Below are 16549 nucleotides of genomic sequence, written 5' to 3' on the forward strand. Positions count from 1 at the left end.
ATCATTTTCCTTCCGGGGTCATCGTCCATAACGCCTCCTTAATGCTCCGCGTTATTCAGGCGAGCCCGAATAACCTGAGCATATAATCAAGTTAATAAATATTTATATAATTAATCAGACCGGTAATTCGGACGCGACGCGCCAGCGAACGGCACTCACGCTTTTCTCCAGGCTGACGCGGCAGACAATACCCTCAATTTCTTTTTGCGCGGCCGGCGTGGCGGTAATTTCCGCGCACACTTCCAATTGCCCCGGGCTGGAGATATCGGCGCTGCGCAAGGATTGCAGCCGCAAGGCCACGCCGTTCAGCGCCTGCAGAATCAGGGTGCGCACCAGAATTTCGTCCTGCTCGCCGCAGGTCACCTGAATGCGATAGCACAGTTCCAGATCGGTTGCCTGCTGGTGCGGCTGCAGATTGATACGCTGCGCGGCTTCGCGCAGCAGGATATTGGCGCACAGGATCACCAGCGTAGCAACCACCGCATCCCAATGCTGGCCCAGGCCGCACAGGACGCCGATCCCCGCCGAACACCACAGCGTGGCGGCGGTGTTAAGGCCGCGAATGTTCAGCCCTTCACGCATGATAACGCCGGCGCCGAGGAAACCGATACCAGATACGATCTGCGCAGCCACCCGGCCGGCGCTGGCCGGATCGGTGGACATGGAGCTGAGAATAAAGACCGCCGCACCGGTCGCCACCAGCGCATTGGTGCGCAGGCCGGCCATGCGTTGGCGCCACTGGCGCTCGGCGCCAATGACCGCGCCCAGGCACATCGCCAGCAATAAATTTAAAACGAAAGGAGTCATAGCCATGACTGTCCCCTTAATTAACCGCAGGAGATAAAATCATGTGCTGTTTAGCACACGCGAAAGCGCGCTGAAAATAAATCAGCGAATCAGCGTGTCGTGCCTGGAGGGAAAAGGCTGTGGCTGCAAAATACCATAATAACGTCCAACTCGATTCACCTGAAACCGTCAGGCATCAGGAAACGTTTATTACTCGGGTATGCACAGCTCAGAAATAACTGGAGAGGGGTGCTGCCCGCCGATAACGGCAAGCAACAAATCAGAAGAGAATTGGTCAGCTTGCCTTATTTGTTTTATTACAACTACAACTGTCCAATTGGGTTTCTCCACCGAAATTTTGGCTGAGTATAGTGACGTCGGATAATGAAGTAAAGGCTAATTTATTAAACGAAAAATAAACTGGAATACGGCGATTATATTTCGATGTCACAAATAGAAGGTGCCAACATTGGGCGCCGACGCCGCCTTCCGGCCGCTGCATCAGGCTCTGTGGGACAAAGCGTTGTTGGACTTCCGCTAGCTCGATCGGGACGGCTGGGTGCAGCAGACGACCTTCAGCGACGGTTCGACGCTGGCCGCCAACTTTACGCGCAGCCTTTCGCTGGCATCGCGGCCCACAGCCTGCGCGCCAAACTGGCCGACGGCCGCACATTCGACGTTACGCCTTAGCAAGGTCGCCGACGGTGGGCTACGCTAGGCTATATTTCCGACGATCCGTAAGGAGTGGCCGATGACGCCTCTGATCCACACTCTGCTCGACGAGATTTGGCAAAGCCTGGGGCAGCGCCCCGCCCCTACCGACCGGTTAACCGTTAGCGGCGTCGGCGCATTGCCTTCGGCTTTTCCCGTCACAGAATTGGCGACCGCCGCCTGGAGCGCCGCCGGTTTGGCCTGCGCCGAGTTGCTTCGCTACGAGGCCGCCGACGCGCCGCAGGTCTGGATCGATCAACGCCTGGCCTCGCTCTGGTTCGGCTGGACGCTGCGGCCGCTGGGATGGACGCTGCCTGCGGCCTGGGACGCACTGGCCGGCGACTACGCGACGGCGGATGGCTGGATACGTCTGCATACCAATGCGCCGCACCATCGGCGAGCGGTGGAACAGGTGCTGGGTTCGGCATCGGATAAAGGCACGCTGGCGGAACGTGTGCTGGATTGGAAAAAAAGCGAGCTGGAGGAAGCCGTGATCGAGGCCGGCGGCTGCGCGGCCCAAATGCGCTCGGCGGCCGCGTGGCGACAACATATTCAAGGCAAAAGCGTAGCGCTCGAACCGCTTATCCACGCCTCGCTGCAGCCGGAAGCGCCACCGCCGGGCTGGGCGCTACCCGTCGCCCGGCCGCTGCACGGCGTGCGGGTGCTGGATCTGACGCGCATTCTCGCCGGGCCGATCGCCACCCGTTTTCTTGCCGGTTTGGGCGCCGACGTGCTGCGCATCGATCCCTACGGCTGGGATGAACCCGGCGTCGAGCACGAGGTGATGCTGGGCAAGCGCAGCGCACGCCTCAACCTGACCAATGCGCGCGATCGCCATACGTTTGAACATCTGCTGAAAAACACCGACGTGCTCGTGCACGGCTACCGTGCCGGTGCGTTGGAGAAATTGGGCTATGGCGCGGAGGAAAGACGCGCGCTGGCGCCGGGCCTGATCGACGTCTGCCTGAATGCCTACGGCTGGAGCGGGCCGTGGCGGACCCGGCGCGGTTTCGACAGCCTGGTACAGATGAGCTGCGGGTTGGCGGAGGCGGGTATGGTTTGGCGCAGCGCCAGTTTGCCGGTGCCGCTGCCGGTACAGGCTCTGGATCACGCCACCGGCTATTTGATGGCGGCAGCGGTGCTGACCGGTATGACACAGCGCCTGAGCCGCGGTACCGGCTACCACGCGCGGCTGTCGCTGGCGCGCACGGCGCAACTGCTGCTGGCGCACCCCTGTTCGGCAGATTATCGACCGGAACCGCTGGCACCGGCCGGCCCCGCCGACGAGAACCCGGAAACAGAACTGACTTACTGGGGGGCCGCGCAACGCCTGCGCGCCCCGTTAAGCCTGCAGGGTACGGCGCTGCAATGGGCGCTGCCGGCGACTACGCTCGGCACCTCGCAACCGGAATGGCTACGCCGCTAAATCGCCGCCAACTGTCGCTGAAGCCACTGCAGCAAGCGGGTAACCGCCGGCGTCAACCCGGCGGTCTGCGGCCACACCAGGTAAACGTCGTCATCACTCAGGCGAAGGGGCGCGGCCAACGCCACCAGCCTCCCTGCATCGAGGGCATCCTGCACCAGCAGCTTTTTCGCCAACGCGATGCCAAACCCTTGCTCCGCCGCGCGAATCAATAATCCGGCATCGTTGAACAATGCCTGTTGCCGCCCGCATAACGGCCGCCCCTGCGCGTTGAACCAGTCGCGCCAGGGACTGACGTCGTGCTCGAGCAACGGAATATCGCCACCGTTCTCGAACGCCGCCCCCCATTCTCGCGCCATATCCGGCGAAGCGACAGGCAGCACGTCACCCGACGCGATGCGCTGCGCCTGCAGCCCCGCCCATTGACCGCTGCCGATGCGGATCGCCGCATCGAACCCACGCTGCGACAGATCCTGCAGCGCCAGCGACGCATCGATATCCAGCGCAATATCGGCGCAGGCCTCATGAAAAGCAGGCAGACGCGGCAACAGCCAATAATGGGCAAAAGACGGCAACACGCTGATGCGCAGCGTCTGGCTTGTCGCCGCACGCCGGGCGCGGGCGACGCCCTGCTGCAGTGCCTGCAGCGCCGGCTCTACCGCCGCCAGCAACTCTCGCCCGGCGGCATTCAGGCGTACACCGCGCCCGCGCCGTTCAAACAGCGGATAGCCGACCGCCTGCTCCAGCAACTGAATTTGCTGGCTGACCGCGCCGTGCGTCAAATGCACCTGTTGCGCCGCAGCGCGCAAATTTTCCAACCTGGCGGCGATCGCAAAGGTCGGCAAGACATGCAAGGGAATGCGTTCATTCATCATTGGTTAACCAGGCTATCCAAAAAGGTTATTTTTCATCGATTTTGACCGGCAGGCAAATGCTCTATGTTTACCCCATCATCCCTGACGCTTTCGGAGCCACCATGCACCCACGTTTACAACAGGACCTCGCGCAGTTTCCGCAGATCCTCGACCACACCCGCCAGTTGGCGGAGGATTTCCTGGCCGGACTGCAGCAACGCTCGGTCTGCCCACCGCTCGAGCATCAGCAGCTGCAACCGGGCGACGATCGGCTGGAGGAAAACGGCGAAGGCGCCCTGGCAGCGCTGGAGCGCTTTTGGCAACGTTATCAGGCCGGCATTTCCGCCAGCGCCGGCCCGCGTTATTTCGGCTTCGTCACCGGCGGCGGCACCCCGGCGGCGGTCGCAGCGGACTGGCTGGTTAGCGTGACAGACCAAAATAGCCTGCTCAGCCATGATACCATTGCAGCCACGATCGAGCTGGCGGCCGTGACGCAGTTGAAATCCCTGCTGGGCCTGCCGGAAACGTTCAGCGGCAGCCTGGTCAGCGGCGCGACCATGGCCAATTTCACCGGGTTGGCCATTGGCCGGCAGTGGCTGGGACAACAGCAAGGCGTGGATATCGCCCAACAAGGCCTGGCGGCGCTGGGCCCCATCCGGGTATTGGCGGCCAATCCGCATTCCAGCAGCGTGAAGGCGCTCAGCATGCTCGGCATCGGCCGCGAGGCGTTGACGATCGTCGCCAGCCTGCCGGAGTCTGAAGCCATGGATATGGAAGCGCTGGCGCGGCAGCTCGCCGCCGGCGCTGGCCAGCCAACGTTGGTACTGGCCAGCGCCGGTACGGTCAACACTGTCGCTTTCGACGATCTGCCGCAGCTGCTGGCGCTGCGGGAACGTTATCCATTTTGGCTGCATGTCGATGCGGCATTCGGCGGCGTGGCGGCCTGCTCACCGCTATACGCCTCAAAGCTCGAGGGCTGGCAGCATGCCGATTCCATCACCGTCGATGCGCATAAATGGCTGAATGTGCCTTATGACAGCGCGATCCAATTTACCCGCCATTTGGATCTGCAAATGCAGGTATTTCAGAACCATTCGGCTTACCTGGAAGCACCGACGCTGCGGCCAGACAACTATCTGCATCTGACGCCAGAAAATTCGCGCCGCTTCCGCGCCTTGCCGCTTTGGCTGACGCTGAAAGCCTATGGTCGCAGCGGTATACGAGATATCGTCGAGCGCAACGTCGAACTGGCGCAGGCGCTGGGGGCGGCGTTAGCGGCCGATGACGGTTTCCATCTGCTGGCGCCGGTGAATTTGAACGTGGTGTGCTTCGCCCTCAGTCATCCACAGGGTGAGAGCGAAGCGGCGCGCGATCGCTTTCTCGAACGCCTTAGCCGGCATGGCGTGGTGCGTTGCACCCCTACGCGTTACAACGGCCAGCCGGGGATCCGCGCCGCGCTGGTCAACTGGATGACAGAGGAACAGGACATCCGCTTGACGTTGGACTCGCTGCGCCATTGCCTGGCGGAAACGGCCTAACGCGCGCGGCGATTACCCGCGTTGGAAGGCCTGCAAACGACGTTCTTGCCGCCCGTCTTCGCTGATGTTATCCGGCGACAGCCAGGCGGCAAACGCCGCGTATCGTGCCGGCCATTCTCCATCAACGATCGACAGCCAGTCGGTGTCGCGCGAGCGTCCTTTAACAACGACGGCCTGGCGGAACGTGCCTTCATAGCGGAAACCCAAGCGCTCGGCGGCCTGGCGTGAAGGCAGATTGAGGCTATCGCATTTCCATTCGCAGCGCCGGTAGCCAAGATCGTCGAAAAGATGCCGCAGCATCAAGAAAATCGCCTCGCTACCCAGCGCACTGCGCTTCATCAGCGGCGACCAGTTGATGGTGCCCAGTTCGGCCACGCCGTTGCCAGGATCGATGCGTAAAAAAGCGCAGGTTCCCACGGCGTGCCCGTTCGTCTGATCGATCACCACCATCGTGTTTCTGTCTGCGCTGGACACCTGCGCCTGAAGATAACGCTGGAAATCTGCGTGCGACTGCGGCCGTTCCCAAAACAGATAGGTCCAGTCACGATCGTCCTCAGCGGTTTGGTAAGCCTGATAAAGCGCATCCCCCCAGCGCGCGAGGTTAAGCGGTTCGAGGCGGCAAAACCGCCCTTGCAGCGGCGTGTGCCCGGGTATGCCTGCCGGCTGCCAATGAGGAAGGGCCTCACCTATCGGCTGCCCATACTGATTCTGTCTCACCGCGACATCCTGTTTTTGAAAGGTGGAGAGGCAAGTTAAAACCAACGCGGGCCAGAGACAACTCCGACCTGCCATTCCTCCCCGTGGATCGGACTGCAGGATGATAGTTTAGAGAAATCACTCAATCACCGTTAAACATTCACGAAAACTATTTCATGCGAAATAAATATCTATATAACTCATTGTAAAACGGTGATTTATAGCAACAATTAAGCTACACATTCCGGTCATAATGTTAACTTTTGTTTGTTGTTATGATAAAAAAAGAAGTGCTTATCATTAGCATAGAGAGCAAAAACATCTATAAGATAATGATTTTTATATGTAAAAAGTCAAAAACACCAGAGGGAGCGATTTTTGACCACTCAAAAAACGCGCTGAAAGACATCAAAAAAACGACACATGAATTTTTTTTAAGACTTTTCCTAGCAAACTAAAATTTTGTTTCGTGACATGATGAACAGATTAGCGGCAAGCAATGCAGACAGGCACGGGCGCCAAGCGCAAATCAGGCTCAACATGCCTAAGCTGGACGAGCAGCAGATCGCCCTGACTTAAGCCAAACTTATAGATTCATGCAATTAATAAGTTTAGTATGAAAATATCATTGAGTGCCGTCGTGTTTATTGATAGAACACTCGCTACACTGAATTATTGTTCCATTTTGCCTTTCGGCTTTTTAGGCTTTTTCTCATATTACCGCAGTAAAACGGATTTAAGTGGGGGTGCGATATGCCAACGATTATCATGGATTCATGTAGCTATACCAGATTGGGGTTAACCGACTATCTGACTTCGCATGGCGTGAAGAGGCGCCATATTAATGCCATCGAGGACATTGACAGCCTGCATGAAAAATGCAGCAAGTTAAATCCGAGCCTGGTGTTTATTAACGAGGACTGCTTCATCCACGAAGCAAACGCCACCGAGCGAATAAAACGGGTGATTTCACTGCACCCGGATACGTTATTCTTCATCTTCATGGCCATTACCAACGTACATTTCGACGATTATTTATATGTTCGCAAGAACGTCATCATATCGTCAAAATCCATCAAACCAGAGACTATGAATCAGCTACTTAGTCACTATCTCGAGAGAACGTCCCTCCGTACGGAGAAATCCTCTCTGGATCAAACGCCGGTAACGCTGAGCCAGACTGAATCGAACATGCTACGCATGTGGATGTCCGGTCAAGGTACCATCCAGATATCAGACCAGATGCAAATAAAGGCCAAAACGGTCTCTTCCCACAAGGGAAACATCAAGCGGAAAATAAAAACGCACAACAAGCAGATCATTTATCACGTTGTTCGTTTGACCGATACATTGACCAGTGGAATATTCGTCAATAGCCGCTGAACCACAGAGAACGCCCCCGCTCTGTTTTACCAGCCGTTAAATACCCGGTGATAATGTCATCTGGATAGCAGCCGCTGGAACCACAAAAAAATACCTGCTGCGTTATCCCCCGCTAGCGCAACGGGTATTTTTTTGCCGTCGATAAAAAAAATCTTACCGCAATGAAATAATCTCAAAATGGACAATTTCATTAGCAAATTAATGAGATTAACCTAAGTTACTGCCCGTGCTCGCGGCAGGGCTCCACAAACGTGCCGTCACGGCTGTCGATTTCATTAAAAAACCATACGCCCGCCGGGTAGTCGTCAAGAGAAACCAGATACATGGTGCCTTCGTTGAACACCTCTACGGCCAAAATCACGCCTTCACGCCGCGGGCCTCCGTCTGTTTTTACCGTCACTCGATCGTTAACCTGCATACCCTTCCCCATTATTTGCGATTGCCGTCAGTGTATTACAAAAGCGAGGGCGATGGACACCACTCCAGCCCTGCCGGCCTCTGCTATCAGCGTAGCAGCCGCCTGGATTTTCACTTTCTTAACGGTTTGGCCGCAGAATCTTAAGCCGGTCTCGCGTAGCCTGTCTTCAGGCGTTTCCCCCAGAGAAGCGCTCGCAAATGAAGTAACAAGGAACTTTTGCCCGCAGACTTGCGGGCTTTTTTTACGCGCTGCCAAATTGCAGGCATAAAAAAACCCGCCGCAGCGGGTTCTTTTCAATCAGCGGTAGACGCCAATTAGATAGCGGTAACGTTAGCCGCAGATGGACCTTTCGCACCGTTCTCGATAGAGAACTGTACGTTCTGGCCTTCAGCCAGGGTCTTGAAGCCTTGATCCTGGATAGCAGAGAAGTGTACGAATACGTCTTTGCTGCCGTCTGCTGGGGTGATGAAACCAAAACCTTTAGCTTCGTTGAACCACTTCACTTGACCTTTGATCATGTTGGACATGTCTAATTTCCTTCAATAATAATGTTAGCCGCCATGGGCGAGATAGCCGGTCATCAGTTACTTATGGAGGCACTGGAAAGGAAATTCGTCAGAGAAGGGCTATCCGGGATAACGCTTTAAATTTGAACTACTTTACTCAAAATGTCGTGCATAAATAGGTCTGTACCACAGGCCGACATCATTAACTCATGAGCGAGCGGCAATAGCAACCTTTTTCGCCGTGATGGGGCGTGAATCTCGGCTAAACGCACAGGATTTGACCCTGTCGGTCGATAGAATCACCGCCTGGCCCCCCGTAACAGCCAAGGTAAATGATAGTAATTCTCGTTCTGCTGTTTTATAGTTGCCTACAGAAATCATTCAGGGAGATTCATCATGCCGAGATGGCTTACCTTACCAACTGCCAGTGCCGCCGCCCTGCTGGCCTTTGCCGCTTACAGCGCTCCGCAGAGTGCACTGGAGCTGAATTATCAAGCTCCAGAACCCAGTGTGACTCCCGCTCCCAAGCCGACAGCACCGTCAGGGCCAGCCCCTAAGGCGGCGAAACCGCCGATTACTTGGGCAGAGGCACGCGACAAGAACGGCTTTCGCGTCGATATCGAATGCGATCATCCGGGCTGCAGCAAACCGCGCACCAAACCTTATCCCGCGTATGAAGGCCCGGTGAAGAAAACCGATCGCCGCCGCCAATCCGATCCTTACTCCACCAACCAGGATCCCGATTACAACATCCAGTTGGGCTATGAGTGGTAGCGCCGCTTTCGGAGCAATACCTATATCAGCCGCCCTCGCCGCTGCATAGAATAGCGCCAGTTCACCACTCCTCCTGGTGTTGAACACAACAAGCTGTGTTGCAAATCTTTATGCGCCTCCCTATAGGCGCTTTTTTTTTGCTCCTCCCTCATGCCAGTTTCCCGATTACAGATTGCTCTCATTGCCCCGTAAAGTGATGAATGTCACAAATACGCCTCCTTGCCATTCTTATTCGGAGGTGATGTTCATGGCCACAGGATCCCTTGCCCTCTTGGCTGTCTTAGCCGGCATTGCGGGCTATTCGCTCTATAAGCATTTCAAATCTCAGAAAAAAAGCACATTCGTTCGCCCGCACGATCGGTAATCGATAACGCATTTTCACCGCGAAGGCGCGGCACGCCGCACGCCGCACCTTCGTGGACCGTCATGTTTTCATCACAAAATTGTCACACTATGGCCATATGATGATTCGCGATTATCCGCTCTGGCTTAACACCAAGGATTTCGCCCATGACCATAATTAAAGCTGCAAACCATCAGGAAGCAGAAAAGCTCATCCGCGCCGGCACAGCCAAGAAAATCGAACTGGCCTACGATATCGGCAGCGATGACTTCTTCCAGCTTGCCAGCCTGTGGTGCGATAAAGGCGCCAAGATCTCCAAAGGGAAAGAACATTTTATCGTCTCGTTGAAAGGCTTCCGCATCCCCCCTAACGATTGATATCCAGCCGCCCATCGCGGCGGCGTCCTCTCCTCCTCGCAAAACCGCTCTATTCGACCACGCGCACCTCCTTCGATTTCGCTAAGCTAACAGCAGACTTTATTGCGGGCGTTCAGCCTGATAACCACGTCCGCCACGATGAGGAGAGTGACCATGTCAACAAATGCAGCGCAGCCCGGCACGATGAAAGCGATTGAGATTAGCCAACCGGGCGCCCCCGAGGTTCTGGTTGTCACCGAACGCCCGGTACCCGAGCCACAGGCGGGCGAACTGCTGGTGAAAATCGCCGCCGCTGGCGTTAACCGTCCCGACGTGCTGCAGCGCCAGGGGAACTATGCGCCACCGCCCGGCGCCTCGGATATCCCCGGCCTGGAAATTGCCGGCGAAGTGGTGGCCATCGGTGAAGGCGTGACCCACTTCGCGCTCGGCGATCGGGTTTGCGCCCTTATCGCCGGGGGGGCTATGCGGAATACTGCACCGTGCATGAAAGCAATGCGCTACCGGTACCGGCGGGTCTGAGCCTGACCGAGGCCGCCGCACTGCCGGAAACCTTCTTTACCGTCTGGGTCAACGTGTTCCAGCGCGGTCATCTCAAAGCCGGCGAAACCGTGTTGATCCATGGTGGCACCTCCGGTATCGGCACGGTCGCCACCATGCTGGCGAAAGCCTTCTGCGCCCAGGTGATCACCACCGTCGGATCCGAAGAGAAACGTCAGGCCAGCCTGGCGCTGGGCGCCGACGTGGCGATTAATTACCGCAGCGAAGACTTTGTCGCACGTACCAAAGACGCCACCAACGGCAAAGGCGCCGACGTCATCGTCGACCTGATCGCCGGCGATTATGTCGCCAAAAACTATCAGGCTGCGGCGATGGAAGGCCGCATCGTGCAAATCGGCACGCAAAACGGCGTGGTAAAAGAGCTCAATCTGATGCCGCTGCTGTTGAAACGCCTGACCCATACCGGGTCGACGCTTCGCTCGCGCAGCGTGGCGGACAAAGCGCAGATTGCCGCCGAGCTGCGCGAGAAGGTTTGGCCGCTGCTGGAGCGCGGCGTGCTGAAACCGCAAATTTTTAAAACCTTCCCGCTTGAGCAGGCCGCCGCCGCGCATACGCTGATGGAGTCCAGCGAGCACATCGGCAAGATCATGCTGACGTTCTGAGGCCATTCCCCGCAGCCTGTGCTGCGGGGAAACCGATGCCACGCTCAGGGAATGATGCGGCGGCGGCGGAACTCCTCGAACAGCGAGAAAAACATGGCTTCGGTTTCGACAAACTGATGGAAACCGAAACGCCGCGCCTTGCTGCCATCCGCGAACATGTCATAGTCCCAGGAAAAGACGAAGTCGGCGAAACGCCAGCCGGCCACCGCGCGATAGTCTGGTTCGGTCAATTGGTGCCGTTGCACCAGCTCTCGCCACAGCGGCGCTTTGTCCGCCATCGTGCTCTCCAGCGGCATCGGCAGCGGCGTCGCGCATTCCAGCCCGAAGTAAGCGGCGATTTTCGGCCACATCTCGCTCCAGCGAAAGAGATCGCCGTTGTTGATATTAAACGCCTGATTGGCCGCCGCCGGCTCGGTCGCCGCCCAAAGCGTGGCGCGCGCCAACAGCCCGGCGTCGGTCATTTCCAGCAGACTGTGGTAAGCGCCTGGCTTACCGGGAAAGCGCAGCGGCAGCCCGAGCGCTTTACTGATTGAGGCATAAACCGCGATGCTCAACGCCAGGTTCATCGGATTGCCAAGAGAGAAGCCCCCCACCACGCTCGGACGAATGGCGCTCCAACGCCATCGCTTGCCTGCCTGGCACAGCGCCAGATACTGCTGCTGCGCCACGTTAAACTCCGGCGGCATATGCCCGGCGTCGCTTTCGCGCGCCGGCGTTTTAAACGGCCCCAAATGCGCGCCATACACTTTGTAACCTTGCATTAGGCTGATATGCTCCAACGCCGGCGCGACCGGCTCCAGCCCCTCGACGACGTGTTGCAACATCTGCAGATTGGGCGCCACCAGCCCCGCCCAGTCCGGCGCATCCTGATAGGCGGCATAGAAAACGTGGCTAATCGCGCTCAGCGGCCGCAGCGCGTCCCGCGTCGCCGCCGCATCCAGCAGATCAACCTGAAGGTGGCGCACCCCAGACGCCGGTTCGCCCCCCCGGCGCGAGACGCCCACCACTTGCCAACCTTGATCAATCAGCTCCTCAATCAATCGGCGCCCAATCACGCCATTGGCGCCGATCACCAATGCCTGTAGCTTTGCATTCATCTTGCCACTCCTCAGGTTATCGATACCCTGAGTGTTATTGATTAGTAATACTTGCGGTAGAAGAGGATTTCCACTAACACTTATAAGAAAAATCTATAGGCAAGATCGACATGGATAAGCTGAACGCAATGAAAACCTTTATGCGAGTGGCCGAACTGGGCAGTCTATCGGCCGCCGCTCGCGATCTGCGTTTGACGCAGCCGGCGGTCAGTCAGCAAATCGCCGGCCTGGAGCAGCAACTGGGGGCCCAGCTGCTGTTTCGCAGCACCCGGGCGGTCACGCTGACCGATGCCGGCAGCGGTTATTATCAGCGCCTCAAACCGATTCTGGCGGCGGTCGACGAAGCGGAAGACGCACTGCACGACCAGCACCACCAGTTGCAGGGCAATCTGCGCATTCACGCCCCTACCGGATTCGGGCAGTTGCACGTCACACCGCTGGCCATCGCTTTCCAGCAACGTCATCCGAACCTCGCCATCGAACTGCTGCTGGACGATCGCCGCGCCGACGTGATCGGCGAAGGCATCGACGTGGCGCTGCGCTTCGGTGAACTCCATGCGCCCGGCATGGTGGCGAAACGTTTGGGCGAGCTGCAACGCCTGCTGGTGGCATCGCCGGCCTATCTGGACAAGCATGGCACGCCCCGTTCGCCGGCGGAGTTGGCGAAACATGCGCACATTCGTTATAGCGGTTTGAACGACGGCGATACGCTCACTCTGTTCGGGCCGCACGGCCCCGAGATGGTTGCTCTGCGGCCCACGTTCCGCGCCAACAATACGCTATCGCTGCTGGCCGCCATCGAGGCTGGAGTGGGTATCGGCGGCGCCCAACGGCCTTTAATCGCCGAGCAGCTGGCGACGGGGGCGCTGGTGCCCGTTTTGCCGGAATACCGCTACCCGCCCATGGCGCTGCACGCGGTCTATCCCGCCTTACGATTTATTCCGGAGAAAGTGCGCGCCTGGGTGGCGCATCTGCAGCAAGCGTTGACGGCGATCGAGGGAATTAGCGGAGTGAATGCTCCCGGCCAGATGCCGGGAGCCTAATCATTATTTGAACAGTTTGCCGACCATGTCGCCCAGTTCGTTGCTGTCTTGCTGCACTTCACCATTTGGCGAGGCGGCATCCGCGACCGTTGGCAAGAACTGTGCAATGGTGCTGGAGGCTTGTGCAGGATCGATACCCAGCTTTTCAGCCAGTTGGTTGATCGCATCGCTACCCAACGCCTGCTGCACATGATCGCCGGTAATCTGCTGATTTTCGCCATTGCCGAGCCAGGAACCGACGATATCGCCGAACTGCCCCTGACGGAATTTGTCCAAAATGGCCTGTAGGCCACCTTGTTGCTCAACCCACTGCATAATGGCGATGTAGTCGATGCCTTTACCGTTGGCGCCGCCGCCCAGAATGTTACCCAATACGCTATCGAACAGACCCATGATATTCCCCTTTCAGCCGGTACGGCCCGCGCCGCACCGCCGGATTGATTTCACGAAAAAGGGCCGCCGCGGCGACCCTGTTGAGCAACGGCTGCTTAGCCTTTGATCTTCCTGTAGACAAAAAGCACCACCAGGGCACCGATTACCGCCACCACAAAGCTGCCCAGGTTAAAACCGTCAACGCGGCCCATACCGAAGAAGGTGCTGATATAGCCGCCGACGACGGCGCCCACGATCCCCAATATAACGGTCACAATAAAGCCGCCGCCGTCTTTGCCCGGCATAATCCACTTGGCCAGGATACCGGCGATTAAACCAAAAATGATCCAGGAAATGATGCCCATCTTTACTCTCCCTATTACCTTTTGCCTAACAGAAATCCTATTACCAGGCCCACGACGGCGCCGGCGCCTATCCCCGCCCAAGGGTTATCCTTAAGGCAGGCACATGATTGCTCGAGCGCCGCTTTTACACCGCTGCGCACTTCGCAGGCGGTGGCTTTCACGTAGTCGCTCGGTTGCTCAACACCGTTTAGTTCGTCATTTTCATATGACATGTCAAATCCTTACAGACCAACCCTCTGAGAATCTCGTCACATGTTTCGCGCCAGGCGCCGTCCGCTCCGCGATCTTGCTCTGGGCAACCTGCCCGCTGCCGCTCAATGCAGAGGCGTACGCCGACAAACGCACAACTTCACACTATGACTATAGTAAAAAATCAGCGGTTTACCCATTTCCGTCCGTCTGAATTTCACCGTACAAAAAACGATCTAACTTTATCCTACCGTCATCTCGAGAGGCTAAACTTTAAACAAATCCTCATGGAGGAAACATCCATGTTCAATGCCCCCTTTGTCCTGATTCTCGCGCTACTGTACGCACTGGCCGCCGTTTGGGACGGTTCCGTCGCGTTACTGTTTCATTAAGGTTACATAGCAGTTGTCACTTTTGCGATGCGCTTAATTGTGTCTTTATTTTTCAATTGCACCAGCCGGTTGAAATAGCGGAAAATATCTTCCCTTCCCTCGGTAAAAATCCTATCTCACTCCATTTTTCGCCTGCGCTTAAATAAAGTGAAAAAAAAGCATTAATGGAAAATCCTATTTAGCACGAAATGTTCTACTATTCGCCTTATAAAAATTTGGGTTAAGGTCCCATTGGGAAAGAAAAGGAATCATAGAAAAAATGCTTTCTAACCAACGCTTTGAGCGCAAATTCTTGCGCCCTCGTTATTGGTTGCTGTGGATAGGGCTGGGAATACTCTATCTCTTGGTGTTACTGCCCTACCCGCTCATTTATCGACTCGGACACGGCCTTGGCAGAATAGCCATGCGCCTGATGAAACGCCGGGTACAAATAGCACGCCGCAATGTAGAACTCTGCTTCCCTGAGATGCTCGCCGCCGAGCGCGAGGCGCTGATTGTCAAAAATTTTGAGTCCGTCGGCATGGGCCTGTTCGAAGTCGGCATGGCCTGGTTCTGGCCTGACTGGCGCATCGCCCGTTGGTTTAAGGTGAGCGGCATGGAAAACATGCAGTTGGCGCGTCAGGACGGGAAAGGCGTGCTGCTGATCGGCCTGCATTTCCTCACTCTGGAGCTGGGTGCGCGCATCTTCGGCATGCAAAACCCCGGCATCGGCGTGCATCGCCCGCACAATAACAAACTGATGGAATGGGTGCAGACCCGCGGCCGGCTACGCTCGAATAAATTCATGATCGATCGTAAAGATATCAAAGGCATGATCCGCAACCTGAAACAGGGTGAAATCCTGTGGTATGCGCCGGACCACGATTATGGCCCGCAAAGCAGCGTGTTCGTACCGTTCTTCGCCGTGGAAAACGCCGCCACGACGACCGGCACCTATATCCTGGCGCGCATGGGGCGGCCGTCGATCGTGCCATTCGTGCCGCGCCGCCTGCCGCATGCGCAGGGTTATGAGCTGATCGTACAGCCACCGCTGACGGACTTCCCGCTGGACGATGAAACGCGCGCGGCGGCCATGATGAACCGCGTGGTGGAAGAACAGGTGCTGCTGGCACCCGATCAATACATGTGGTTGCACCGCCGCTTTAAAACCCGTCCACCCGGCGAACCCTCGCTGTATTAACCGCCTTCGCGCCTTCGCCCGCCCTGCCGGCGGCGAAGGCGCTCACCTCGCACGAGCATTCTGCGTCAGGGGAACTACACTAATAAGTCACCGACGGCAATTATTGCCGCCAGCAACCATTTCTTCCTGCCCGAGGGCCGGTCGTTGCCTGTCGGGCCACAACCGAGGTCAATGTCATGCTGGTACAACCCTATTTGTTTTTCAGCGGTAACTGTGAGCAAGCGATTAACTTCTATGTACAGCAGTTGAATGCCAAAATTGAAATGGTCATGCGCTTCAAAGACATGCCCGAAGAAGCCCGCCAAGGCGGGCCGCAGGACGCCAATCCTGAAGCGATCATGCATGCGCGTCTGCTGATCGGCGACGGTGTACTGATGGCCTCCGATGGCTGCCCACAAGATGACAGCGGCGGCGCTTCTCACAAAGGCTTCTCGCTGTCGCTGAACCCCAGCGATGCGGAGCAAGGACGCAAACTGTTCGACAATCTGGCGCAGGGCGGCCAGGTGACGATGCCTTACCAAGCCACCTTCTGGGCCAAAGGCTTTGGTATGCTGACCGACAAATTCGGCGTCAACTGGATGATCAACGTCGAATAACCCGTCATGGCGCCGCTAGCTGTAGCGGTGCCAGTCATACGCCACCTTGGCGAACAGCACGAACAGCAGCGCCAACAGCGCCAATCCCAACCGCCAATAGGGCGACCGGCGCCGCCGCCAGGCGAAGAACATCATCACCGCCAGCCCCCCCAGCGTGAGGGGGTAATACACCGCCAGCGTCAGTAAAGCGATAATGATGTAATCCGACATGGCCCTTTTACTCCTTCGCGTTCACGCCGCCGCAAATGCGGGTTGCGATCGCCCTTTCGCCTTATCGCCTCGTTAAGGGCTAGAGGTCTGGCGCGTTTATGCATAAAATATAAGATTGCTCTTAACTCGAACTAAA

Annotated in this window: 18 protein-coding genes and 1 pseudogene; 9 read left to right on the forward strand and 10 right to left on the reverse strand. The window is 57.1% G+C overall.

Annotation, left to right across the window (positions count from 1 at the left end; genetic code table 11):
* Nucleotides 1–114: 114 nt before the first annotated feature.
* On the reverse strand, nucleotides 115–813 hold the full coding sequence (locus ACSJLU_RS15190) for an MgtC family protein (RefSeq protein ID WP_025303346.1): 699 nt from the start codon (nucleotides 811–813) through the stop codon (nucleotides 115–117).
* 724 nt (nucleotides 814–1537) lie between these two features.
* Here ACSJLU_RS15190 and ACSJLU_RS15195 point away from each other — a divergent pair.
* Nucleotides 1538–2923 carry a CoA transferase gene (locus tag ACSJLU_RS15195; RefSeq protein WP_147823948.1) on the forward strand — a complete coding sequence of 462 codons (1386 nt, stop codon included), beginning with the start codon at nucleotides 1538–1540 and terminating at the stop codon, nucleotides 2921–2923.
* Here ACSJLU_RS15195 and ACSJLU_RS15200 read toward each other — a convergent pair.
* Nucleotides 2920–3795, reverse strand: a complete 876-nt coding sequence (locus ACSJLU_RS15200; protein WP_342096425.1) for a LysR substrate-binding domain-containing protein — start codon at nucleotides 3793–3795, stop codon at nucleotides 2920–2922. The two genes, ACSJLU_RS15195 and ACSJLU_RS15200, sit on opposite strands and share 4 nt — an antisense overlap.
* Nucleotides 3796–3896: 101 nt before the next feature.
* Here ACSJLU_RS15200 and ACSJLU_RS15205 point away from each other — a divergent pair, with 101 nt between their 5' ends.
* Nucleotides 3897–5312, forward strand: coding sequence for a pyridoxal phosphate-dependent decarboxylase family protein (locus ACSJLU_RS15205; protein WP_049296076.1), 1416 nt, complete (start codon nucleotides 3897–3899; stop codon nucleotides 5310–5312).
* A 12-nt stretch (nucleotides 5313–5324) separates the two neighbouring features.
* Here ACSJLU_RS15205 and ACSJLU_RS15210 read toward each other — a convergent pair whose 3' ends face one another.
* Entirely contained in the window at nucleotides 5325–5966 is a 642-nt protein-coding gene (locus ACSJLU_RS15210) for a GNAT family N-acetyltransferase (protein WP_080352506.1), read from the reverse strand.
* Nucleotides 5967–6761: 795 nt separating this feature from the next.
* On the opposite strand from ACSJLU_RS15210, the gene rcsA reads away from it, so the two are divergent.
* A complete protein-coding gene (gene rcsA, locus ACSJLU_RS15215) occupies nucleotides 6762–7391 on the forward strand; it encodes a transcriptional regulator RcsA (protein WP_025303351.1) in 630 nt (209 codons plus the stop codon).
* A 217-nt stretch (nucleotides 7392–7608) separates the two neighbouring features.
* Here rcsA and dsrB read toward each other — a convergent pair whose 3' ends face one another.
* Entirely contained in the window at nucleotides 7609–7809 is a 201-nt protein-coding gene (gene dsrB, locus ACSJLU_RS15220; RefSeq protein ID WP_004935117.1) for a protein DsrB, read from the reverse strand.
* A 314-nt stretch (nucleotides 7810–8123) separates the two neighbouring features.
* The gene (gene cspE, locus ACSJLU_RS15225; protein WP_004935122.1) at nucleotides 8124–8336 is read right to left on the reverse strand and encodes a transcription antiterminator/RNA stability regulator CspE; all 213 of its coding nucleotides are present in this window, start codon (nucleotides 8334–8336) and stop codon (nucleotides 8124–8126) included.
* Between the two features lie 375 nt (nucleotides 8337–8711).
* On the opposite strand from cspE, the gene ACSJLU_RS15230 reads away from it, so the two are divergent.
* From ACSJLU_RS15230 to ACSJLU_RS15240, 3 genes and pseudogenes are all read left to right on the forward strand, one after another.
* Nucleotides 8712–9089 (forward strand): hypothetical protein, encoded by a 378-nt coding sequence (locus ACSJLU_RS15230; protein ID WP_025303352.1) that lies wholly within the window; start codon nucleotides 8712–8714, stop codon nucleotides 9087–9089.
* A 510-nt stretch (nucleotides 9090–9599) separates the two neighbouring features.
* Nucleotides 9600–9809, forward strand: a complete 210-nt coding sequence (locus tag ACSJLU_RS15235; RefSeq protein ID WP_004935132.1) for a hypothetical protein — start codon at nucleotides 9600–9602, stop codon at nucleotides 9807–9809.
* Between the two features lie 153 nt (nucleotides 9810–9962).
* A pseudogene (locus ACSJLU_RS15240) lies at nucleotides 9963–10969 on the forward strand (NAD(P)H-quinone oxidoreductase).
* A 44-nt stretch (nucleotides 10970–11013) separates the two neighbouring features.
* Here ACSJLU_RS15240 and ACSJLU_RS15245 read toward each other — a convergent pair.
* Entirely contained in the window at nucleotides 11014–12066 is a 1053-nt protein-coding gene (locus tag ACSJLU_RS15245; RefSeq protein WP_342096426.1) for an SDR family oxidoreductase, read from the reverse strand.
* A gap of 110 nt (nucleotides 12067–12176) precedes the next feature.
* Here ACSJLU_RS15245 and ACSJLU_RS15250 point away from each other — a divergent pair, with 110 nt between their 5' ends.
* The gene (locus ACSJLU_RS15250) at nucleotides 12177–13109 is read left to right on the forward strand and encodes a LysR family transcriptional regulator (protein ID WP_043140541.1); all 933 of its coding nucleotides are present in this window, start codon (nucleotides 12177–12179) and stop codon (nucleotides 13107–13109) included.
* Nucleotides 13110–13112: 3 nt separating this feature from the next.
* On the opposite strand, the gene ACSJLU_RS15255 is transcribed toward ACSJLU_RS15250, so the two are convergent.
* The 3 genes from ACSJLU_RS15255 to ACSJLU_RS15265 all read right to left on the reverse strand — a co-directional run bounded on the left by ACSJLU_RS15255 (nucleotide 13113) and on the right by ACSJLU_RS15265 (nucleotide 14058).
* A complete protein-coding gene (locus ACSJLU_RS15255; protein ID WP_025303356.1) occupies nucleotides 13113–13502 on the reverse strand; it encodes a YidB family protein in 390 nt (129 codons plus the stop codon).
* 95 nt (nucleotides 13503–13597) lie between these two features.
* A complete protein-coding gene (locus ACSJLU_RS15260; protein ID WP_004935146.1) occupies nucleotides 13598–13846 on the reverse strand; it encodes a GlsB/YeaQ/YmgE family stress response membrane protein in 249 nt (82 codons plus the stop codon).
* A gap of 14 nt (nucleotides 13847–13860) precedes the next feature.
* Nucleotides 13861–14058: a glycine zipper domain-containing protein gene (locus ACSJLU_RS15265; protein WP_025303357.1), complete on the reverse strand. Its 198-nt coding sequence runs from the start codon at nucleotides 14056–14058 to the stop codon at nucleotides 13861–13863.
* 628 nt (nucleotides 14059–14686) lie between these two features.
* Between ACSJLU_RS15265 and ACSJLU_RS15270 the strand changes: the two genes are divergently transcribed.
* Nucleotides 14687–15607, forward strand: a complete 921-nt coding sequence (locus ACSJLU_RS15270; RefSeq protein WP_043140536.1) for a Kdo(2)-lipid IV(A) acyltransferase — start codon at nucleotides 14687–14689, stop codon at nucleotides 15605–15607.
* A gap of 176 nt (nucleotides 15608–15783) precedes the next feature.
* Nucleotides 15784–16203 (forward strand): VOC family metalloprotein YjdN, encoded by a 420-nt coding sequence (gene yjdN, locus ACSJLU_RS15275; protein WP_025303359.1) that lies wholly within the window; start codon nucleotides 15784–15786, stop codon nucleotides 16201–16203.
* A gap of 15 nt (nucleotides 16204–16218) precedes the next feature.
* Here yjdN and ACSJLU_RS15280 read toward each other — a convergent pair whose 3' ends face one another.
* On the reverse strand, nucleotides 16219–16413 hold the full coding sequence (locus tag ACSJLU_RS15280; RefSeq protein ID WP_043140533.1) for a hypothetical protein: 195 nt from the start codon (nucleotides 16411–16413) through the stop codon (nucleotides 16219–16221).
* Nucleotides 16414–16549 lie beyond the last annotated feature (136 nt).

This window comes from Serratia bockelmannii, from assembly GCF_051803255.1.
GTDB lineage: Bacteria > Pseudomonadota > Gammaproteobacteria > Enterobacterales > Enterobacteriaceae > Serratia > Serratia bockelmannii.

Excerpts from the sequence above, each read along its gene's own strand:
- ACSJLU_RS15190 (WP_025303346.1), bottom strand. The coding sequence starts at position 813 with ATGGCTATGACTCCTTTCGTTTTAAATTTATTGCTGGCGATGTGCCTG.
- ACSJLU_RS15195 (WP_147823948.1), top strand. The coding sequence starts at position 1,538 with ATGACGCCTCTGATCCACACTCTGCTCGACGAGATTTGGCAAAGCCTG.
- ACSJLU_RS15200 (WP_342096425.1), bottom strand. The coding sequence starts at position 3,795 with ATGATGAATGAACGCATTCCCTTGCATGTCTTGCCGACCTTTGCGATC.
- ACSJLU_RS15205 (WP_049296076.1), top strand. The coding sequence starts at position 3,897 with ATGCACCCACGTTTACAACAGGACCTCGCGCAGTTTCCGCAGATCCTC.
- rcsA (WP_025303351.1), top strand. The coding sequence starts at position 6,762 with ATGCCAACGATTATCATGGATTCATGTAGCTATACCAGATTGGGGTTA.
- dsrB (WP_004935117.1), bottom strand. The coding sequence starts at position 7,809 with ATGCAGGTTAACGATCGAGTGACGGTAAAAACAGACGGAGGCCCGCGG.
- cspE (WP_004935122.1), bottom strand. The coding sequence starts at position 8,336 with ATGTCCAACATGATCAAAGGTCAAGTGAAGTGGTTCAACGAAGCTAAA.
- ACSJLU_RS15230 (WP_025303352.1), top strand. The coding sequence starts at position 8,712 with ATGCCGAGATGGCTTACCTTACCAACTGCCAGTGCCGCCGCCCTGCTG.
- ACSJLU_RS15235 (WP_004935132.1), top strand. The coding sequence starts at position 9,600 with ATGACCATAATTAAAGCTGCAAACCATCAGGAAGCAGAAAAGCTCATC.
- ACSJLU_RS15245 (WP_342096426.1), bottom strand. The coding sequence starts at position 12,066 with ATGAATGCAAAGCTACAGGCATTGGTGATCGGCGCCAATGGCGTGATT.
- ACSJLU_RS15250 (WP_043140541.1), top strand. The coding sequence starts at position 12,177 with ATGGATAAGCTGAACGCAATGAAAACCTTTATGCGAGTGGCCGAACTG.
- ACSJLU_RS15255 (WP_025303356.1), bottom strand. The coding sequence starts at position 13,502 with ATGGGTCTGTTCGATAGCGTATTGGGTAACATTCTGGGCGGCGGCGCC.
- ACSJLU_RS15260 (WP_004935146.1), bottom strand. The coding sequence starts at position 13,846 with ATGGGCATCATTTCCTGGATCATTTTTGGTTTAATCGCCGGTATCCTG.
- ACSJLU_RS15265 (WP_025303357.1), bottom strand. The coding sequence starts at position 14,058 with ATGTCATATGAAAATGACGAACTAAACGGTGTTGAGCAACCGAGCGAC.
- ACSJLU_RS15270 (WP_043140536.1), top strand. The coding sequence starts at position 14,687 with ATGCTTTCTAACCAACGCTTTGAGCGCAAATTCTTGCGCCCTCGTTAT.
- yjdN (WP_025303359.1), top strand. The coding sequence starts at position 15,784 with ATGCTGGTACAACCCTATTTGTTTTTCAGCGGTAACTGTGAGCAAGCG.
- ACSJLU_RS15280 (WP_043140533.1), bottom strand. The coding sequence starts at position 16,413 with ATGTCGGATTACATCATTATCGCTTTACTGACGCTGGCGGTGTATTAC.